This window comes from Pseudomonas sp. GZD-209 (assembly GCF_049310485.1).
Classification (GTDB): Bacteria; Pseudomonadota; Gammaproteobacteria; order Pseudomonadales; family Pseudomonadaceae; genus Aquipseudomonas; species Aquipseudomonas sichuanensis.
Genome location: NZ_JBMOWQ010000059.1, coordinates 1 through 19,617 on the forward strand (window position 1 = coordinate 1; position 19,617 = coordinate 19,617).

Genomic DNA, 19,617 nt, shown 5'->3' on the forward strand with positions numbered 1-19,617 from the left:
TCCCCCTCCCCCCCGACAACCTGTCCCCCATGGTTGGGGAAGCTCTTTCGCGGCCGATGAGGCCGGAGCAGGCAACATCAATTGCTGGCAGAGGCGGGGTTTTCAACCCCGGGCGAAGGCTCCTCCATCCGCCTGAACCAGGTCGACAGCAACGCCCCGGAGATGTTGTGCCACACGCTGAACAGCGCGCTCGGCACCGCCGCCAACGGCGAAAAATGCGCCGCCGCCAGCGCCGCGCCCAACCCCGAGTTCTGCATGCCCACCTCCAGCGCCAGCGACTTGCGCTGGGCCAGTGGCAGCTTGCACAGCTTGCCGGTGAGGTAGCCGAGCAAGAAACCGAAGCTGTTGTGCAGGATCACCACCGCCATGATCAGCAGGCCCGATTCGGCAATCTTCGCCTGGCTGGCCGCCACCACCGCGCAGACGATCATCACGATGCTCACCACCGACACCAGCGGCAGCACTTGCACCGCCGCGTGCACCCGCGCGCCGAGCAGGCGCTGGGCCAACACGCCGAGCACGATCGGCAGCATGACCAGCTGCAGGATCGACCAGAACATGTCCATGAACGAAACCGGCAGCCAGGCCGAAGCCAGGAACCAGATCAGGGCCGGGGTGAGCAGCGGTGCGAGCAGGGTGGTCACCGCCGCGATCGCCACCGCCAGTGCCAGGTCGCCCTTCGACAGCCACACCATCACGTTGGACGCCGTGCCGCTCGGGCAGCAGCCGACCAGGATAACGCCCACGGCGATCTCCGGCGGCAGGTGAAACAGCTGGCACAGCAGCCAGGCGACGCCGGGCATGATCACGAAGTGCGCCACCACCCCCAGCGCTACCCGCCAGGGCTGGCGGGCGAGGGCGGCGAAGTCGTCGAGCTTGAGGGTCAGGCCCATGCCGAACATCACCAGGCCCAGCAGCGGCACGATGGCCACCTTCAGGGCGATGAACCACTGCGGCATGACAAAGGCCAGGCAGGCGAACATCAACACCCACAGGGCGAAGGTGTTGCCGACGAAGCGGCTGAGGGCGGCGAGGGCGCGCATGGGGCAGGTCCTTCTGTCTGTCGAGTTCTCATTGTATTTTTCAGAGGCCTATTCGCGGGTAAACCCGCTCCCACAGGTTATCTACAGAACCTGTGGGAGCGGGTTTACCCGCGAAGAGGCCGGCAATAACAACCTCCACGGTGAAGCCAACACCGGCAGTTCAGGCAACTCAGACCCCCTGCGGAATCTCCTCGCCACCCAGCGCCTCGAACAGCGCCGGCAGGAACTCGTTGAAGGTCATCATCATCAGCAGGAAGCTGGCATCGAACTGTTGCTGGGCTTCGTCACCGCCGTCCTGCTCGGCCTGCTCCTGCAGCAGCTCCTCGAACTTCAGGCGCTTGATCACGGTCTTGTCGTCGAGCACGAACGACAGCTTGTCCTGCCAGGCCAGGGCCAGTTGCGTGACCACCTTGCCGGTGCTCAGGTGCAGCTGGATTTCCTCGCCGGTCAGGTCCTGGCGTTTGCACCGCACGATGCCGCCGTCTTCGGCCTGGTCGCGCAGCTCGCATTCGTCGAGCACATAGAAGTCTGCAGCCGGCGCCTGGGCCTTGACCCATTCGGTCATGGTCGCCACCGGGGCAATCTTGACGCTCACCGGGCGCACCGGCAGCGAGCCCATCACTTCACGCAGGGTCGACAGCAGGTCTTCGGCGCGCTTGGCGCTGGCCGAGTTGACCAGGATCAGGCCCTGGCGCGGGGCGATGGCGGCGAAGATCATCGAGCGGCGGATAAAGGCGCGCGGCAGGAAGGCCTGGATGATCTCGTCCTTGATCTGGTCGCGTTCCTTCTTGTAGACCTTGCGCATCTGCTCGGTCTCGATCTCTTCGACTTTCTCCTTCACCGCATCGTTGACCACGCTGCTGGGCAGGATGCGTTCTTCTTTGCGCGCGGCGATCAGCATGAACTCACCGCTGACGTGCACCAGTGGCGCGTCCTCGCCCTTGCCGAACGGGGCGACGAAACCATAAGTGGTCAGTTCCTGGCTGGCGCAGGGGCGGGCCGGCTTGCTGGCCAGGGCAGCTTCCAGTGCTTCAGGCTCGAACGGGACATCCTGGGTCAGGCGGTAGGTCAGCAGGTTCTTGAACCACATGGGGGGCAATCTCTCCTTAATACATAAGGCGGGCATTATTCTCCGAGCGGTGGGTTCAGGCCAACCCTGTCAGAGGGCCAGCACTACCCTATAAAGGAAGAAAACAGCGGCTGCGCTAGGTCCTTGAAAATTATTCAAAAAAATTTAAAAAAGTGCTTGCCAGGGTACAGGCTCCTCCGTAGAATGCGCACCACACCGAGACGAAGGGTGATTAGCTCAGCCGGGAGAGCATCTGCCTTACAAGCAGAGGGTCGGCGGTTCGATCCCGTCATCACCCACCACTCGATGTATAGCGCGGCGGTAGTTCAGTCGGTTAGAATACCGGCCTGTCACGCCGGGGGTCGCGGGTTCGAGTCCCGTCCGCCGCGCCATATTAAGCTTCAGGGCCCACTGAACACCCTGAAGCAACAGAGAAAGCGACCTTAGGGTCGCTTTTTTTGTTTCTGGCCTTCGCCGGTGCGCCGGACCGGTCATAATCCCCTGTCCGCCGCAAGTGGCCAGCAGGCCATGCGCCGGTTCTTATCGCCAGCACGAGACCGACCATGCAGGATGCCAGCCTCTCTCCCTCCGCGACCCAGCCCGCGCCCCTACTCGGTATCGACCTTGGTACCACCAACAGCCTGATTGCCGTCTGGCGCGATGGCGCCGCACACCTGATCCCCAACGCCCTTGGCGAAGTGCTGACCCCGTCGGTGGTGAGCATCGATGAGGATGGCAGCATCCTTGTCGGGCAGGCCGCACGGGCGCGCCTGACCACCCACCCACAGCTTACCGCCGCCGCGTTCAAGCGCTTCATGGGCAGTGACAAGCGCTATGCGCTGGGCGAGCACCGCTTCACGCCGGAAGAGTTGTCGGCGCTGGTGCTGGGCGCACTGAAGCAGGATGCCGAAGCCTACCTGGGCTGCCCGGTGAGCGAGGCGGTGATCTCGGTGCCGGCCTATTTCAGCGACGAGCAACGCAAGCGCACGCTGTTCGCCGCCGAGCTGGCCGGTTTGACCGTGCAACGCCTGATCAACGAACCGACTGCCGCCGCCATGGCCTACGGCCTGCACGAGCAGAAGTTCGAGCGCACCCTGGTGTTCGACCTGGGCGGCGGCACCTTCGACGTCACCGTGCTGGAGTACGCGCTGCCGCTGATCGAGGTGCATGCTTCCACCGGCGACAACTACCTGGGCGGTGAAGACTTCACCGAGGCCTTGCTGCTGGCCTGCCTGCGCGACTGGAGCCTCGCCCTCGAAGACCTCGAAGGCCAGGCCCTGGCCAGCCTGCGCGACGCCATCGAACAGCTCAAACGCGAAGCGGGCGAGGGCAGCTGCACGCTGAACTGGAATGGTGACGGGCAGGCCCGCGAATGGGTGCTCGACGAGCTCAAGCTGCAAGCCATCTGGGCGCCGCTGCTGGCGCGGGTGCGCACCCCCATCGAGCAGGCCCTGCGCGATGCCCGGCTGAGCCCACGCGAGCTGGACAGCCTGGTGCTGGTCGGCGGCGCCACGCGCATGCCGCAGGTGCAGCAACTGGTGGCCAAGCTGTTCGGCCGCCTGCCGTACCGGCACCTGGACCCGGACACCATCGTCGCCCTCGGCGCCGCCAGCCAGGCCGCCTGCAAGGCCCGTGACGCGGCCATCGACGAACTGATCCTGACCGATGTCTGCCCCTACACCCTGGGTATTGCCTCTTCACGGGGCGAAGACGTCACCGGCGCGTTCTCGCCGATCATCGAGCGCAACACGGTGATCCCCACCTCCAAGGTGCAACGCTTCTACAGTAGCCATGCCGAGCAGAAATTCGTCCGTATTGCCGTGTACCAGGGCGAGCGGCCGTGGGTGCGCGACAACATCCTGGTCGACAGTTTCGAGATCCCGCTGCAACCGACCGGCCAGATCCAGTCGCTGGACGTGCGTTTCAGCTACGACATCAATGGCCTGCTGGAAGTGGACGTGACCTTCCTTGAAAGCGGCCAGAAGCACAGCCACAGCATCGACCGCAGCCCCACTGGGCTGGATGCCGACGCGCGCCAGGCCAGCCAGGAGCGCCTGGCCAAGCTGAAGATCCACCCGCGCGACACCCTGCCCAACCGCACCCTGCTGGCTCGCCTTGAACGCGCCTGGATGCAGAGCCTGGGCGATGAACGCGAGCTGATCGGCGGCTGGCTGGATGCCTTCAACAACGTGCTGGCCCGCCAGCAGGCCAGCGAGATCAACCGCGAGCGCCAGGCCTTGAGCCAGGCGCTCGACGAACTGCGCTACTGACCGTTGAGGCGCCGCAGGGTGGCCTGCAGGCTGTCGTCCAGCAGCCCCGGCTGCCCCGGTGCCGAGCCATAGCGGTTCGGCAGCCGGTCGCCGGGCAGGCCCAGCAGCAGCAGGGGCAGGATCGGCAGCAGGCGGCTGATCACCACCAGCATGATCAGCGAGGGGATGCCGCGATTGAGGTCGTGCAGGCGCCTGAGCAGGGCGCTGATCACCAGCCCGATGACTACCAGGATCAGCGCCGGCATCGTCAGCATGAGGCTGTAGCACAGGGTGATGGCGACCAGGTGCAGGCCGAAGCCTGAGCGGTTCAGCCGGCTGTTGAGTTTCCACACCGCCCAGAACGGCGCCGGCTTCTGCTGCAGGTCGTTGCGCAGCATGCGCTCGGACCAGGCCAGCAGCGCGGTGATCGCGCAGCGCAGGCCGAGATCCTGCTGCGGGTCGTCCTTGACCTTTTGCAATGCGCGCAGCACCCGAACCTTGGGCGGGGTGCAATCATTGAGCAGGCTGTCGAGGGCATCCAGCGCCTGCTTGAAGGCGCGGCTCTCGATGCCTTGCGCGGCCACGTACTCGGCTGCTGGCGACTTGACCTTACCGTCCACCAGGCCGCGGCGCAGCGGCTCGAACCAGGCACCGTGCAGGTCCACGGCCTCCAGGCGGTTGCGCAGGCGCGTGCGCTGTTCCTCATCCAGTGAGCGGTCGTGGTACAGCACCGCGCAGAACAGCAGGTAGCCCAGGGTGGAGTCGTTGAGCAGGTCGCCGTCGTCGTTGTCCAGGCAGGCCGCCAGTTGCCCGGCGCTGGGCAGGCGGGCGCTGTCGAGCGCCTGCTTGAGGCTGAGCAGGCGGCTGGCCACGGCGCGTTGCAGCGGGTCACGGGTATCCAGGCTGCCGAGCAGGCCACTGCCGCCTTCGGCGCTGGCTTGCAGCAAGGCGTGCAGCTGGGCGAACGGGTGCTCACTCGGGTACTGCAACTGCCTGGGCAGCGCCGGGTCGATCAGGGCCAGCCAGCGCGCGGGCTGGTCGACCAGGGCCAGCATGAACAGCTGCTGACGGTGCCAGTCCCACAGCTCCTCGCCTTGCGGTTGCGGCGGTAACAGCACGCCGTCCTCGGCCAGGTTGGCCTGCAGTTGCACGGCGAACGGCACGGTGAACATGCGCCGCAGTTCGAAGTGGCTGTTCAGCTCATGCAGCGCCTGGGCCGAATACACGCGCATGCGCCGCAACCATTCGCGGCATACCGGGTGCACAGCGGCCTCGCTCAAGGCGTATGGCAGCGTTACCGCCGGGTCGTCGCTGGCGCAGAACTGCACCAGCGCCTGCACCACTGGCGAGTGCTCCAGCCAGTGCAGTTGTTGCCTGGCCTGGCGCTGGAAACCTTCGAGAATCAACGCGTCGAGGGGTTCTGCGCTGATCGGTTGGTCAACGATCAGGCGCAACAGCCCGGCCTCACCGCGTTGCAGGGCCCAGGCCTGCCAGTACAGGCGATGCAGCTCGCGCTCGGGCTGCTCTTGCAGTAGCCAGGCCAGCAATGGCAGTTCGTCGTCGCCGTCCAGGCGCCAGTCGACGAAGGTGGCGGCGATGCCGCCCAGCTCAAGGCGCGCCGCTTCGGCCCAGCGCGCCAGGGTCTGCGGCGCTTGTCCCGGGCTTCCCCAGGCCTGGGCCGGGTCGGCCAGCTCGGCGGGCCAGGCGGCAGGCGTGTGCTGCAGGTCGAAGGCCTGGATCAGCAGCGGCAGGCGCTGGGGTTGATGGCGCGCGCACAGGTCGAGCAACCAGCGTTCGGCCTGTGGATGCCGATGCTCACGGTACAGCCGCAGCCAGCAGTCTAGGGCCTGTTGTTCGGCGCCCAGGGCATCGGCCTGGCGGGCCAGCAGGTAGAGCAGGTCGGCGTTGTCGGGCGCTTGCTGCAAGCGCTCCTGCAGCAGGCCATGGAAGGTGCTGCTGGCGATGCCGGCCTGGCTGAACTGCACCATCAGGCGCTCTACCAGGGCTTGGTCATTGGGTATCGCCAGGCAGGTGTGCACACTGGCGAACTGCTCGTATTCGAACAGCGGGCGCTGGGTGAAGCAGTGCTCCAGGCTGCGCAGGTACCACAAGGTTTCCATTTGCGCAGTCGGTGGCCAGTCACGCATCAGCCCGGTGTCGAACGGGTCCGGTTCGTCCAGCCGGCGCAGGAAGGCTTCCACCGGTTGCGGGTCTTCCAGGCGCAGCAGTTGCTGATCCCAGGCCAGGCGACGGGCCAGCATGCCCGCGCACTGGTGCGAAAGCGGGCCGCATTCGTACAGGGCACGCAGCAATTGCCAGCTCAGTTCGTCCAGATCGTCCAGCGGCAGCTCGTCCAGCTCGGCGATGTAGCGCTGCCAGGCCTGCGGGTCGAAGCGCAGGGCCGGCTCCTCGAGCAGGGTGTGGAAGCTGAGCAGCGCCGGGTGCGCGGCGGCTTCCTCGGCCGGCTGCTCGCTGTCATCAGCTGCCGTGGCCTCTTGCTCGCGGGCCAGGCGCAGGGCTTCGTCATAGGCCGCACGCAGGGCCTTGAAACCTTCCGGGTCGGTTTCGGGGTGGTGGGCTGGCAGCCGGCCACGGTAGGCCAGGCGGATGGCGTCGAGGTCGTTGGTGGGGTCGATCCCCAGACGAATCCAGCAGCTCATGACCAGCAATCCTCTTCCAGCGTGTTGGGGCGTTCCGGTTCGGGCAGTTGCAGGTCCCAGGGCAGGCCGGCGAGCAGTTCATGGGCGCCGTGGCGCAGGTTGAGCAGGATGCAGCGGTTCCAGTGCTCGCTGCCCTGGCGTTCGAGGTTGGCGGCGAAGGTCTCGTCGCTGCTGTCGCTGACGTTCCACAGCGCCTTGCCGAACAGGTAGCCGGCCAGGTAGGTGTCCCAGCGGTTGTAGTAATGGCGGGCACGCAGGGCCAGGCGGTAGTGCAGGTAGAGGCTTTCGTCGCGGCTGACCAGGTCGTTCTTGACCCCGGCACGCAGCAGGAAACTCATGCGCCCCAGGTCCCAGGCGCGGGTGCCGCCCGGGCCGCAGTCGGGGAAGGTGCGCGCGGCGAATTCGTGGCGGACGCGCTCACGCGGGCTGAGCCCGTCGAGTAGCGCTTGCCACTGGCTGGGCAGGCAGCGCTGGTATTGCCAATAGGCCTCGCTCACCTCGGTGGCGTGGCCGGTGTCGGCCATGCCGAGCATGTCCAGCAGTTGTGCACGGTTGCTGATGCCCCACCAGCGCTCCAGGTCGGACTGGTCCTCGCCTTCGTAGTATTCGGCGGCGGTGTAGCTGGCGCCGTTGAGCGCGGCCATGGGCGCGGAGAGGGCAAACAGCCAGCGCTGTGCGGATTCTTCCATGAAAGTCGGTCCTGAGGCTCGGGGGAACTGGCGCGGATTGTAATGCAATGGTTGGCGACGTGGGGTTGCGCTTTCAGGCCTGTGCAGTCCCCTGTAGGGGCGTTGACTTGAGGGCTCAGTGGCGCTGTTCTTCCGCGCGCAGGGTCAAGACTTCATAGCCACTCTCTGTCACCGCCACGGTATGTTCCCACTGTGCCGACAAGCTGTGGTCGCGGGTGATCACCGTCCAGCCATCGCGCAGGCTGCGGGTGCCGCGCCCGCCCTGGTTGATCATAGGCTCGATGGTGAACACCATCCCGGGCTGCAGCTTCAGGCCAAAACCGGGCTGGCCGAAGTGCAGCACCTCGGGCGCTTCGTGCATCTGCTGGCCGATGCCATGCCCGCAGTATTCGCGCACCACGCTGTAGCCGGCGGCCTCGGCATGGGCCTGGATGGCGTGGCCGATATCGCCCAGGGTCGCGCCCGGGCGGACCTGTTCGATGCCTTTCCAGAGCGCGGCGTAGGTGGTGTCGACCAGCCGCCGGGCGTCTGCGCTGATCTGCCCCAGGCAATACATTTTCGACGAGTCGGCGATGTAGCCGCCCTGTTCCAGGGTGATGTCGACGTTGACGATAGAGCCTTCCTTGAGCACCTCGTCGACCTTGGGCATGCCGTGGCACACCACATGGTCCACCGAGGTGTTCAGCGCATAGGGGAAGTCGTACTGGCCCTTGCTCGCCGGGCGCGCCTTGAGGGTTTCGACGATGAAGGCTTCGGCGCGGTCGTTGATCTGCATCGTGGTCACGCCGGGGCGGATGAACCCGTCGAGGTCGGCGAACACCTTGGCCAGCAATTGCCCGGCGCGGCGCATCAGTGCCAGCTGGGCGGCGTCCTTGAGTATCACCTTGCTCATTGCAGCAGTTCCTTGAGGTTGGCTTGTTCCTGGCGCAGCAGCTGGCGCAGCAATTCCTGGTAAGTGGCCTGGGGGTGCAGCTCGGCGAGCATGCCGAGGCGGATCCAGTGTTCGGCCTGGGCGTTGATCGAGCGCGACAGGGCGGCGCTGGCGATGCGCAGGTCTTCGTGGAGTTCGTCGTTGATCTTGACGATGCCCATGGCTAAGTCATCCGTATATATGAAACGTATACGAATCATATGCCGAAAGCGTCAGGGCGTGCCACCCGTTGGTGCGTCGATCCCTCTCTCGGTGCATGAGCCAATCGCGGGGCAAGCCCGCTCCCACGCTTTTAACCCTGTGGGACCTGGCTTGCCAGCGATTGGCCCAGCGCTGGCCTGAGAATTGCTGAGCACTCACTATCAAGGCCATCAACGCCGATGGCCGCTTTTCATCACGACGAAGGCGCCGTGTTGCCCCGCTTGCCCAGTGCAGGCGGGGCAGCCGGCGCCTTTGTCGTTTCATCAGCAGGAGATCGCCGATGAGCAGCAGCCAAGTGCGCAGCGTTTGCCCGTATTGCGGGGTAGGGTGCGGCATCGTCATGAGCGTGAGCGACGGCCAGGTGGTGAAGGTCAGCGGCGACAAGCAGCACCCGAGCAATTTCGGCCGTCTGTGCACCAAAGGCCTGACCGCCCACGTACCGCTGAGCGCCGGGCGCATGGCCCATGCCTTCGTACGCCGCCAGCGCAGCCAGCAACCGGTACGCAGCGGCATGGACCAGGCCATCGCCGAGGCCGCCGCGCGGCTGCGCGCGATCATCGATACACACGGGCCGGACGCCGTGGCCCTGTATGTGTCCGGGCAGATGTCGCTGGAGGCCCAGTACCTGGCCAACAAACTGGCCAAGGGCTTTATCCGCACCCGCCAGATCGAGTCCAACTCGCGCCTGTGCATGGCCAGCGCCGGCAGTGGCTACAAGCAGTCGCTGGGCGCCGACGGCCCGCCGGGCAGCTACCAGGATTTCGAGCGTGCCGAGGTGTTCCTGGTGATCGGCGCGAACATGGCCGACTGCCACCCGATCCTGTTCCTGCGCCTGCTCGACCGGGTCAAGGCCGGGGCCAAACTGATCGTTGTCGACCCCCGGCGCAGTGCCACCGCTGACAAGGCCGACCTGTTCCTGCAACTGCGCCCGGGCAGCGACCTGGCGCTGCTCAACGGCCTGTTGCACCTGCTCCACGTCAACGGCCACACCGCCCCGGATTTCATCGCCCGCCACACCGAGGGCTGGGATGAGCTGCCGGCATTCCTGGCCGATTACACCCCCGAGCGCGTGGCCGCCATCACCGGCTTGAGCGAAGCCGACATCCATGAAGCGGCGCGCCTGATCGGCGCAGCCGGCGAGTGGATGAGCTGCTGGACCATGGGCCTCAACCAGAGTATCCACGGCACCTGGCACAGCAACGCGCTGTGCAACCTGCACCTGGCCACCGGCGCGATCTGCCGCCCCGGCAGCGGGCCGTTCTCGCTGACCGGCCAGCCCAACGCCATGGGCGGGCGCGAGATGGGCTACATGGGCCCGGGTCTGCCCGGCCAGCGCTCGGCCCAGGTCGCGGCCGATCGCGCCTTCGTCGAGCAGCAATGGCAACTGCCGCCCGGCCATCTGCGCAGCGAAGGCGGCGAGGGCACCGTTGCGCTGTTCGAGCAGATGAAGGCCGGCGAGGTAAAGGCCTGCTGGATCATCTGCAGCAACCCGGTGGCCAGCGTCGCCAACCGCCAGCAGGTGATCGACGGCCTGGGCCAGGCCGAGCTGGTGATCAGCCAGGACGCCTTTCTCGACAGCGAAACCAACCGCCATGCCGACATCCTTTTGCCCGCCGCACTGTGGGCCGAAGGGGAAGGGGTGATGATCAACAGCGAACGCAACCTGACGCTGATGCCGCGTGCCGTCGCGGCGCCCGGCGAAAGCCTGGAAGACTGGCGGATCATCGCCCGCATCGCCTGCGCCATGGGCTACGCCGAGGCCTTCGACTACCCCGATGCCGAGGCCGTGTACGAGGAAATCCGCCGTTTCTGGAACCCTGCCACCGGCTACGACCTGCGCGGCATCGGCTACGCCGAGCTACGCCAAGGCCCACGCCAATGGCCCTGCGCCCCTGGGCAAAGCGCCGATCGCAGCCCGCTGCGTTACCGCAACGACGGCCTCAGCCAGCAGCTGCTGCGTGACGCGCAAGGCGAGCCGCCGGCGCTGGCCTTCCCCACGCCCAGCGGCAAGGCGCGCTTTTTCGCCCGGCCCTGGCTGCCGCCGGCCGAGCTGCCGGACGACGCCTATCCCTTCGTGCTCAACACCGGCCGCGTGCAGCACCAGTGGCACACCCTGACCAAGACCGGCAAGGTGCCCAGCCTGAACAAACTGGAGCCCGGCCCCTTCGTCGAGATCCACCCCGACGACGCCCGGCGCCTGGGTATCGCCGACAAGGACCAGGTGGCGATCCGTTCGCGCCGTGGCCAGGCGCTGTTGCCGGCGCGGCTCAGTGACCGCGTGTTGCCCGGCGGCTGCTTTGCGCCGTTCCACTGGAACGACCTGTACGGCGAGCAACTGGCGATCAACGCGGTGACCTGCGATGCGGTCGACCCCACCTCGCTGCAACCGGCCTTCAAGCACTGCGCCGTGGCCCTGGAGCGGGTTGCCGGCGAACGTATCGAAGCCCTCGACCTGACCACCGCCACGCCTTCGGAGCCTGCCACCATGCCGACCGCCACCCTGTCCCGCCTGCTGGGCCTGGACGCACTGCCGGCCCCGGTGCTGGCCGAAGACGAACGCCACTACCTGCAGGGCTTTTTGCTGGGCCTGGGCCAGGCCCGTAGCGAAGGCGTGCCGAGCCTGCCGGCCAGCGCACCCCTGGCGCCGGCCCGGCGGCTGTTCGTCGATGGCCTGTTGGCCGGGCTTTTCGCCCAGCCGGCGCCAGCACCCGTGGTGATCGATGCCGCGCCATGCCACCACGTGCTCTGGGCCTCGCAGACCGGCACGGGCGAGGCCCTGGCCGAGCGCTGCGCCCAGCACCTGCGCGAGGCCGGGCTGGCGGTGCAATTGAGCTGCATGGAGGCGATGACGCCTGCGCAGTTGCAGGGCGCCGCCAGCCTGTTGCTGATTGCCAGCACCTTCGGCGATGGCGAGGCTCCAGACAGTGGCGCGGCGTTCTGGCAGGCGCTGCAGGGCGAGGCGGGCGAGCATTGCGCGGCACTGCCTTTTGCGGTGCTGGCGCTGGGCGATTCGAGTTACGACCAGTTCTGCGGGTTCGGCCGCAAGCTCGACCAGCGCCTTGCTGAGCTGGGCGGGCGGCGCCTGCTGGCGCGGGTCGATTGCGAGCCGGAGCATGACCAGGCCTTCGCTGCCTGGCTGGCGGCTCTGCTGCCCGAGCTGGGCAGCGCCGCGCCAGCCTGCCTTGCGCCCGAGCCGGTAAACAACTACAGCAAGCAGCAGCCTTGGCTGGCGCCGCTGCTGGAAAACCGCCTGCTCAACGGCCCAGGCTCGACCAAGGAAACCCGCCAGCTGGTGTTCGACCTGAGCGGCAGCGGCTTCACCTATCAGCCCGGCGATGCCTTGGGCGTGTGGCCGCGCAACTGCCCGGCGCTGGTCAGCGAACTGTTGGCGTTGATGCAGCTCGATGGCCAGGCCCAGGTCGAGCTCAAGGGGCACGCACCGATGCCCCTGGCCGTGGCCTTGGAGCGGCACCTGGAAATCGCCCGGGTTACGCCGCAGCAGCTTGAAGTGTTCAGCCAGTCGGCCGAGGCGTTGCGCGAACTGCTGCAGGACAAAACTGCATTGAGAGACTGGCTGTGGGGCCGTCAGCTGGCCGACGTGCTGCGTGAATACCCCCAGCAGTTGGCGCTGGATGCCTGGCTGACGCTGCTCAAACCGCTGCAGCCACGCCTGTACTCGATCAGCTCCAGCCCCGCCGCGCACCCTGGGCAGGTGCACCTGACCATGGCCACGGTGCGCTACGGCGAGCGCAAAGGGGTCTGCTCGGCGTTCCTTGCCGACCGGGCCCAGGCACTGGAAGTGGCGATCTTCCCGCAGCCGTCCAGGCACTTCCGCCTGCCCGAGGACGATCGCCTGCCGATCATCATGATCGGCCCCGGTACCGGTGTGGCGCCGTTCCGCGCGTTCCTCCAGGAGCGTGAGGTGCGCGCGGCCAGCGGGGGTAACTGGCTGTTCTTCGGCGAGCAGCAGGCGGCTTGCGATTTCTATTACCGCGAGCAACTGGAGGCCTGGCAGGCCAGTGGGCACCTGCGCCTGAGCACGGCGTTTTCCCGCGATCAGGCCGAGAAGATCTATGTGCAGCAGCGCCTGCTGGAGCACGGCGCCGAGCTGTGGCAGTGGTTGCAGGCGGGGGCGTATGTGTACATCTGCGGCGATGCCCAGCGCATGGCCAGGGATGTGGATGCGGCGCTGCGCCAATTGGTGGCCGAGCATGGCGGCATGGATGCGGCGGCGGCGGATGCCTATGTCGAGGCGCTGGGGCGCGACAAGCGTTATCGGCGGGATGTGTACTGAGTGCACCAGCCTGGGGAGTCGTGCACCGCCCTGGTTCGCCTGGCTACCTGCGTGGGAGCGGGCTTGCCCCGCGATGGCGACATCAGCATCAACGCGGGCCAGCTGTGGTAAGGCTATCGCGGGGCAAGCCCGCTCCCACGAAGTAATTGGCACAGTCCCTGCTTTGACAGATTCACAACAGCCCCACTGATCAACGGCGATCAACCCAGGGGCCTCACATTGATGAGTACAGGCAAAGGCGCCTGGAGCTTACGCTCCAGGCGCCTTTTTGTTTTCCGTGATCGAGGAACGGCTATGAAGGCAACAGCGAACGGCGCACAACGGGCACGACTGGTCATCGTCGGCAACGGCATGGTCGGCCACCACTGTGTCGAACAACTGATCGGGCAGGGCGCACTCGAGCGCTTCGAGCTGCATGTATTCGGTGAAGAGCGCCAGCGTGCCTACGACCGGGTACACCTGTCGGAGTACTTCACCGGTAGTTGCGCCGAGACCCTGGCCCTGTGCGAGCAGGGCTATTACGGCGACCACGGCGTGCACCTGCACCTGGGCGAGGCGGTGCTTCAGATCGACCGTGAGCGCTGCGAGGTGGTCACTGCCGAGGGCCGTTACGGCTACGACCAGCTGGTGCTGGCCACCGGTTCCTACCCGTTCGTGCCGCCGGTCGAGGGCTGCAGCGGCAACGCCCGCCTGGTCTACCGCACCCTCGATGACCTCGATGCGATCCGCAGCGCCGCCAGCGACGCTCGCCGTGGCGTGGTGGTCGGCGGTGGCCTGCTGGGGCTGGAAGCGGCCAACGCACTCAAGTCGCTGGGGCTGGAGGCCCATGTAGTGGAGTTCGCGCCCCGGCTGATGCCGGTGCAACTGGACATCGATGGTGGCGCGGCACTCAAGGCGCAGATTGAAGCGCTGGGCGTGGGCGTGCACTTGTCCCGCGCCACCCAGTCGGTGAGTGCCGGCGAAGACTACCGCTACCGCATGAACTTCGACGGCGGCGAACACCTGGAAACCGACCTGATCGTGTTCTCTGCCGGTATCCGCCCCCAGGATGCCCTGGGCCGGGCCAGTGGCCTGGAGATCGCCGCCCGGGGTGGCGTGGTAATCGACAATCACTGCCGCACCAGCGACCCACGGATTTTCGCCATCGGCGAGTGCGCCTCGTGGAACGGCAGCGTGTTCGGCCTGGTCGCCCCGGGCTACGCCATGGCGCGTAACCTGGCGGCGCTGCTGATGGGGGCGGCGGCCAGCGAATTCACCGGCGCCGACATGTCGACCAAGCTCAAGCTGCTGGGCGTTGATGTCGGCTCCATCGGCGATGCCCACGGCGCCACGCCGGGCGCGCGCAGCTACCGCTTCATCGACGAGGCCAACGCCAGCTACCGCCGGCTGGTGGTGGACGCCAGCGGCAAGCACGTAATCGGCGCGGTGCTGGTGGGCGACAACAGCTATTACGACACCCTGCTGCAATACGCCCAGAACGGCATCAAGCTGCCGGCCGACCCGGCCGTGCTGATCCTGCCCCAAGGTGCTGGCGCGCCGGCGCTGGGCGCCGATGCACTGCCCGACAGCGCGACCATCTGCTCGTGCCACAACGTCAGCAAGGGCGCGGTGTGCGCGGCCATCGACAGCGGCTGTGGCGATCTGGCCTCGGTCAAGGCCTGCACCAAGGCCGCCAGCGGTTGCGGCGGCTGCGCGGCGTTGCTCAAGCAGGTCTTCGAACACGAGCTGACCGCCCGCGGCGTGACCGTCGACAAGAGCCTGTGCGAGCACTTTGCCTATACCCGCCAGGAGCTTTACGGGCTGGTGCGGGTCGAGGGCATCCGCAGCTTCCACGAGCTGCTCGAACGCCACGGCAAGGGCCATGTCGGCTGTGACATCTGCAAACCGGCGGTGGGCAACATCCTCGCCTCGTGCTGGAACCAGCCGATCATGGACCCGGCGCTGGTGCCGCTGCAGGACACCAACGACACCTTCATGGCCAACATGCAGAAGAACGGCACCTATTCGGTGGTGCCGCGCATCCCCGGTGGCGAGATCACCCCGGAAAAGCTCATCGTGATCGGCCAGGTGGCCAAGAAGTACGACCTCTACACCAAGATCACCGGCGGCCAGCGCATCGACCTGTTCGGCGCCCAACTGCACGAGCTGCCGCTGATCTGGGGCGAGCTGATCGAGGCCGGGTTCGAGACCGGCCACGCCTACGGCAAGTCGACCCGTACGGTGAAGTCGTGCGTGGGCAGCACCTGGTGCCGCTACGGCGTGCAGGACAGCGTGGCAATGGCGTTGCGCCTGGAGGACCGCTACAAGGGCCTGCGCTCGCCGCACAAGCTCAAGTTCGCGGTGTCTGGCTGCACCCGCGAGTGCGCCGAGGCGCAGAGCAAGGACATCGGCGTGATCGCCACCGACAAGGGCTGGAACCTGTACGTGTGCGGCAACGGCGGCATGCGCCCGCGCCACGCCGAGCTGTTCGCCACCGACCTGGACGATGAAACCCTGGTGCGGCTGATCGACCGGGTGCTGATGTTCTACATCCGCACCGCCGACAAGCTGCAGCGCACCTCGGTCTGGCGCGAAAGCCTGGACGGCGGGCTGGACTACCTCAAGCAGGTGATCCTCGACGACAGCCTGGGCCTGGCCGCCGAGCTGGAGGCGCAGATGCAGCATGTGGTCGAGCAGTATGAATGCGAGTGGGCCAACACCCTGAACGACCCGGAAAAACTCAAGCGCTTTCGCACCTTCGTCAACGACCGGCGCGCCGACCCCGATGTGCACTTCGTCCGCGAGCGCGGCCAGCGCCGGCCTGCTGCAGCGTTGCACCTGATCCCGACCCATGAGGAGGCTGTCTGATGAACCTGTCCAATGCTGCTGTAGTGAACCAATCAAGCTGGCAGGCCGTGTGCCAGGCTGCCGATCTGGTCGCCGATTCCGGCGTGGTGGTATGGCATGAGGGCGAGCAGGTGGCGCTGTTCTACCTGCCCGGGCACGAGCAGGCGCTGTACGCCATCGACAACCGCGACCCGCGTTCGGGGGCCAATATCATCGGCCGCGGGCTGGTGGGCAGCCTGCAGGGTGAGCTGGTGGTGGCGGCGCCGTTGTACAAGCAGCATTTCAGCCTGCAGGACGGGCGTTGCCTGGAGGATCCGGCGCAGCGGCTGCGGGTGTGGCCGGTGCGGGTGTCGGGGGAACACGTGGAAATCGCCCAGGGCTGAGCACAGTGTTGCCTGTGGTTGTGCCCATTCGCCGATAAAGCCAACACAACATGACTCATGGATCTGGCACGCCCTCCGTAGGAGCAGCTTTAGCCGCGATCACCTGCGAAGCGGGTGCCAGATAACCAATGTTTCGTGGGGTAATGAACACCCTGTTTGATCAGCTGGTCATTTCGCAAGATTTACCGTACCGCTAGCTCATCCCTTTCCCGTCGATGCCTCGACGCGTTCCGACATACAGAGCGGTATCTGCTCACCATCATTTCGCCTTCCCAAGCCATGGCCAGGAAGGCTAGCCCCATGACCACCCTCACCGAGCACGACGTCGAGCTCGCCATTGCCCCCCTCGAAACCCTGCTCAGCGAGGACCTCGCTCTCGCCGCTGCGGCTGTCAACGACTGGCTGCATGGCATCAGCGGCGGCTTTCTCGACTTGCAGACCCTGCGCAACCTCGGTGAAAACACCCCTGTTGTTGCCAACGCCCTGGCCGCCGTGGATGTGCTGGCTGACCTCATCGAGTTGGTCGAACACCCTGGCAGCGACCCGCTGCTGTGGGCCAGCCTGGGTATCAACCTGATCGGCGTGGTGCCCTTTCCACCGGGCATGGCCATCCCCCGCCGGGTGTTGCGCCCGGTGCTGCAACTGACCCGCCAGACCCTGCGCCGCCGCCCTGGCGCGCGCCTCGACGCGGTGCTGCTGGAAATCCTCGAAGGCCACCTGCACGCCAGCATCCGCGGCGAGCTGGATAACTTCATCAGCGGGGCGCTGCAGCACTTGCCAGAAATGCTCGCCCACGCCAGTGACCTCGCCCAGGCGCTGCTTCGCCAGTTGGCCCGCGCCCTCGACGACCTCGCCAGGGGCCGGCTGGACGCCCAGGCCAGTCGGCGCACGGCGCGCCAGCAACTGGCCGAGGTGGCCCTGTACGACTCGGCGCTGGAAGCGGATGCCTGGTTGCTGGCCCTGGCGGCGTTGGGCAACGCCGCCGAAGGCACCTTCAAACAGGCCTACAACAGTGTCGCCGGGCATTTCAGCGGCGAGCTCGAGGCTTTGTTCAAGCCACTCATCGCCACCCTGGAAAGCTTGGCCGAAGCTGTGCCCAAGCAGCTTGCTGCCCTCGGCCAGGCCGAACGGCCGCACAGCATCGCCTGGCTGTTGACCCACCTGCTGCAGACTGTGCAGGCCCATCCGCCAAGCCGCCGAGTGGCGATCAACCTCAAACCCAACGCCACTGCGCAAGCCAGGCTGATCCGTAGCGAAGGGCCGACCGAAGTTGCTCGCCGCCAGGGCCGCGCCAACAAACAGCCCAAGCCCGAGAAGAACGGCCCCTGTGCCTGCACCGGGTTCAGCATCGGTCATGTACTCGGTGACGAGACGCTGGCCCACCCGGATTTCAGTCTGCCTGGGCCGTTCCCGGTCAATTGGACGCGGGTGTACAACTCCCGGCTGGCGGCCCTCGATCAAGGTTCGCTTGGCGCCCGTTGGATCACCGAGTTCACTACCTGCCTCGATGTCGTGGAAAAGGGCCTGGTGCTGCATGATTCCGATGGTCGCAGCCATGAGTTCCCGCTGCCCACGGTTGGCAAACACCATCACAACGCCATTGAATACCTGACGTTGGTGCGCACCGCCGAGCAGCAATTGGTGTTGCTACGTGGCCTGGACCGCCGCGAAACCTATGCCCGCGAGGGTGATCGCTTCTACCTGACGCATATCCAGCTGCGCAGCGGTGCCGGGGCAATGCTGCACTACGAGCACCGGTTCAACGGCCGGCCGGTGCTGTCGGATATCAACACCTACTCCGACAACAATCCCGAAAAACTCCATCTGCAATTGGGCACCCTGCTCGACGACCATGGGCATCTCCAGGGCCTGTGGCAGGTGGTCGACGGCGCGCCGCTGCGCCAGTTGTGCGGCTATCACTACGACACCCACGGCGATCTGATCGCCGCCCAGGACGAGCACGGCGCTGCTTGGCAGTATCAATACCGCCAGCACCTGATCAGCCGCTACACCGATCGCACCGGGCGCGGCATCAACCTCGAATGGGACGGCAATGGCCCGCACGCCAAGGCCATCCACGAATGGGCCGACGACGGCAGCTTCGAGACCCGCCTGGCCTGGGACCCGAACATCCGCCTGACTTATGTCACCGACGCCCACGGCCAGCAGACCTGGCACTACTACGACGCCCTGGGCTACACCTACCGCCTGATCCACCCGGACGGCCGCGAGGAATGGCTGTTCCGCGACCAGTGCAAGAACGTCATCCGCCATGTCCACCCCGACGGCAGCCAGGACCGCTACGCCTACGATGAGCGCAGCAACCTGCTGCAGCACATCCGCGCCGACCACAGCACGGTGCACTACGCCTACGACGATCACGACCAGCCGATCAAACTGCGCGATGCCGAGGGTGGCTTGTGGCTACGCGACTATGACGAGCGCGGCAACCTGGTCGAAAGCGTCGACCCGCTGGGCAACAAGACCGAGTACGCCTACACCCCGGCCGGGCTGGTCAAGGCGATCAAGGATGCACTGGGCAACGAAAAGACACTCGCCTACAACGACGCCGGGCAGTTGCTTGAGTACACCGACTGCTCGGGCAAGACCAGCCAGTGGACGTATAACACCTTTGGCCAGTTGGCTGAGTTCGCCGATGCGGCGGGTAACAAGACCGCCTACGAATACCAGGCCGGGCAACTGGCCAAGGTCACCCATCCCGACCAGACCGAAGAGCGCTTCAACCATGACGCCGAAGGCCGCCTGCTGGCGCATGTCGATGCCCTCGACCGCTGCACCACCTGGACCTACAGCGCCGCAGGCCTGTTGAGCGAACGCATCGACGCCAACGAACACACCCTGCGTTATCGCTGGGACAAGCTTGGCCGTTTGATTGGGTTGGAAAACGAGAACGCGAGCAAGGCCACCTTCCTCTACGACCCGGTGGGCCGGCTGCTGCAGGAGACCGGCTTCGATGGCCTGGTCACCCGTTACCAGTACGACTCGCACAGCGGTCGCCTCGCCTCGACTCAGGTTGGCCAGCGCCGTATCGACTTGACCTTCGACCCCATGGGCCGATTGAGTGAGCGTACGGCCCGCCTGGGCAACCAGAGCCAGAGCGAAACCTTCGCCTACGACGGCAACGGCCAGCTGATCCAGGCAGTGAACGCTGCCAGCAAGCTGCAATGGTTCTTTGATGAAGCCGGCAACCTGACCCGCGAGCATCAGTACTACCTGGCCACCGGCACGCCGATGGTTGCGGTGTGGCAGCA

General features: G+C 66.3%; 11 protein-coding genes and 2 tRNA genes. 7 read left to right on the plus strand and 6 right to left on the minus strand.

The features are described 5' to 3' along the window. Positions 1 to 77: 77 nt before the first annotated feature. Positions 78 to 1,043, minus strand: a complete 966-nt coding sequence (locus tag ACO6VM_RS09070) for a bile acid:sodium symporter family protein (protein WP_401059567.1) — start codon at positions 1,041 to 1,043, stop codon at positions 78 to 80. A gap of 169 nt (positions 1,044 to 1,212) precedes the next feature. Next, entirely contained in the window at positions 1,213 to 2,133 is a 921-nt protein-coding gene (gene rdgC, locus ACO6VM_RS09075; RefSeq protein WP_125857750.1) for a recombination-associated protein RdgC, read from the minus strand. A gap of 205 nt (positions 2,134 to 2,338) precedes the next feature. Here rdgC and ACO6VM_RS09080 point away from each other — a divergent pair. The 3 genes from ACO6VM_RS09080 (at position 2,339) to ACO6VM_RS09090 (ending at position 4,382) form a co-directional block, all read left to right on the plus strand. Continuing rightward, a tRNA-Val gene (locus tag ACO6VM_RS09080) sits at positions 2,339 to 2,414 on the plus strand. Between the two features lie 13 nt (positions 2,415 to 2,427). Beyond that, positions 2,428 to 2,504 (plus strand) — tRNA-Asp (locus ACO6VM_RS09085). Positions 2,505 to 2,675: 171 nt separating this feature from the next. After that, positions 2,676 to 4,382, plus strand: coding sequence for an Hsp70 family protein (locus ACO6VM_RS09090; protein ID WP_422403163.1), 1,707 nt, complete (start codon positions 2,676 to 2,678; stop codon positions 4,380 to 4,382). Here the strand turns inward: ACO6VM_RS09090 and ACO6VM_RS09095 are convergent. The 4 genes from ACO6VM_RS09095 to ACO6VM_RS09110 all read right to left on the minus strand — a co-directional run bounded on the left by ACO6VM_RS09095 (position 4,376) and on the right by ACO6VM_RS09110 (position 8,802). Continuing rightward, entirely contained in the window at positions 4,376 to 7,021 is a 2,646-nt protein-coding gene (locus tag ACO6VM_RS09095) for a DUF805 domain-containing protein (protein ID WP_422403164.1), read from the minus strand. The genes ACO6VM_RS09090 and ACO6VM_RS09095 overlap by 7 nt on opposite strands. Continuing rightward, entirely contained in the window at positions 7,018 to 7,710 is a 693-nt protein-coding gene (locus ACO6VM_RS09100) for a DUF1266 domain-containing protein (RefSeq protein ID WP_390970298.1), read from the minus strand. Before ACO6VM_RS09100 ends, ACO6VM_RS09095 begins: the two co-directional genes overlap by 4 nt. A gap of 115 nt (positions 7,711 to 7,825) precedes the next feature. Continuing rightward, complete coding sequence (gene map / locus ACO6VM_RS09105) at positions 7,826 to 8,602, minus strand: type I methionyl aminopeptidase (RefSeq protein WP_401059575.1); 777 nt, start codon at positions 8,600 to 8,602, stop codon at positions 7,826 to 7,828. Beyond that, positions 8,599 to 8,802 (minus strand): ParD-like family protein, encoded by a 204-nt coding sequence (locus ACO6VM_RS09110; protein WP_110993070.1) that lies wholly within the window; start codon positions 8,800 to 8,802, stop codon positions 8,599 to 8,601. The genes map and ACO6VM_RS09110 overlap by 4 nt, the downstream gene beginning before the upstream one ends. Before the next feature lie 320 nt (positions 8,803 to 9,122). On the opposite strand from ACO6VM_RS09110, the gene ACO6VM_RS09115 reads away from it, so the two are divergent. From ACO6VM_RS09115 to ACO6VM_RS09130, 4 genes are all read left to right on the plus strand, one after another. Further along, positions 9,123 to 13,136: a molybdopterin-dependent oxidoreductase gene (locus ACO6VM_RS09115; RefSeq protein WP_422403165.1), complete on the plus strand. Its 4,014-nt coding sequence runs from the start codon at positions 9,123 to 9,125 to the stop codon at positions 13,134 to 13,136. Positions 13,137 to 13,430: 294 nt separating this feature from the next. Further along, a complete protein-coding gene (gene nirB / locus ACO6VM_RS09120) occupies positions 13,431 to 15,983 on the plus strand; it encodes a nitrite reductase large subunit NirB (RefSeq protein ID WP_422403166.1) in 2,553 nt (850 codons plus the stop codon). Beyond that, a complete protein-coding gene (gene nirD / locus ACO6VM_RS09125; protein WP_422403167.1) occupies positions 15,983 to 16,345 on the plus strand; it encodes a nitrite reductase small subunit NirD in 363 nt (120 codons plus the stop codon). Before nirB ends, nirD begins: the two co-directional genes overlap by 1 nt. Positions 16,346 to 16,645: 300 nt before the next feature. Next, on the plus strand, positions 16,646 to 19,617 hold a 2,972-nt coding region (locus ACO6VM_RS09130), incomplete at its 3' end, for a DUF6531 domain-containing protein (RefSeq protein WP_422403168.1).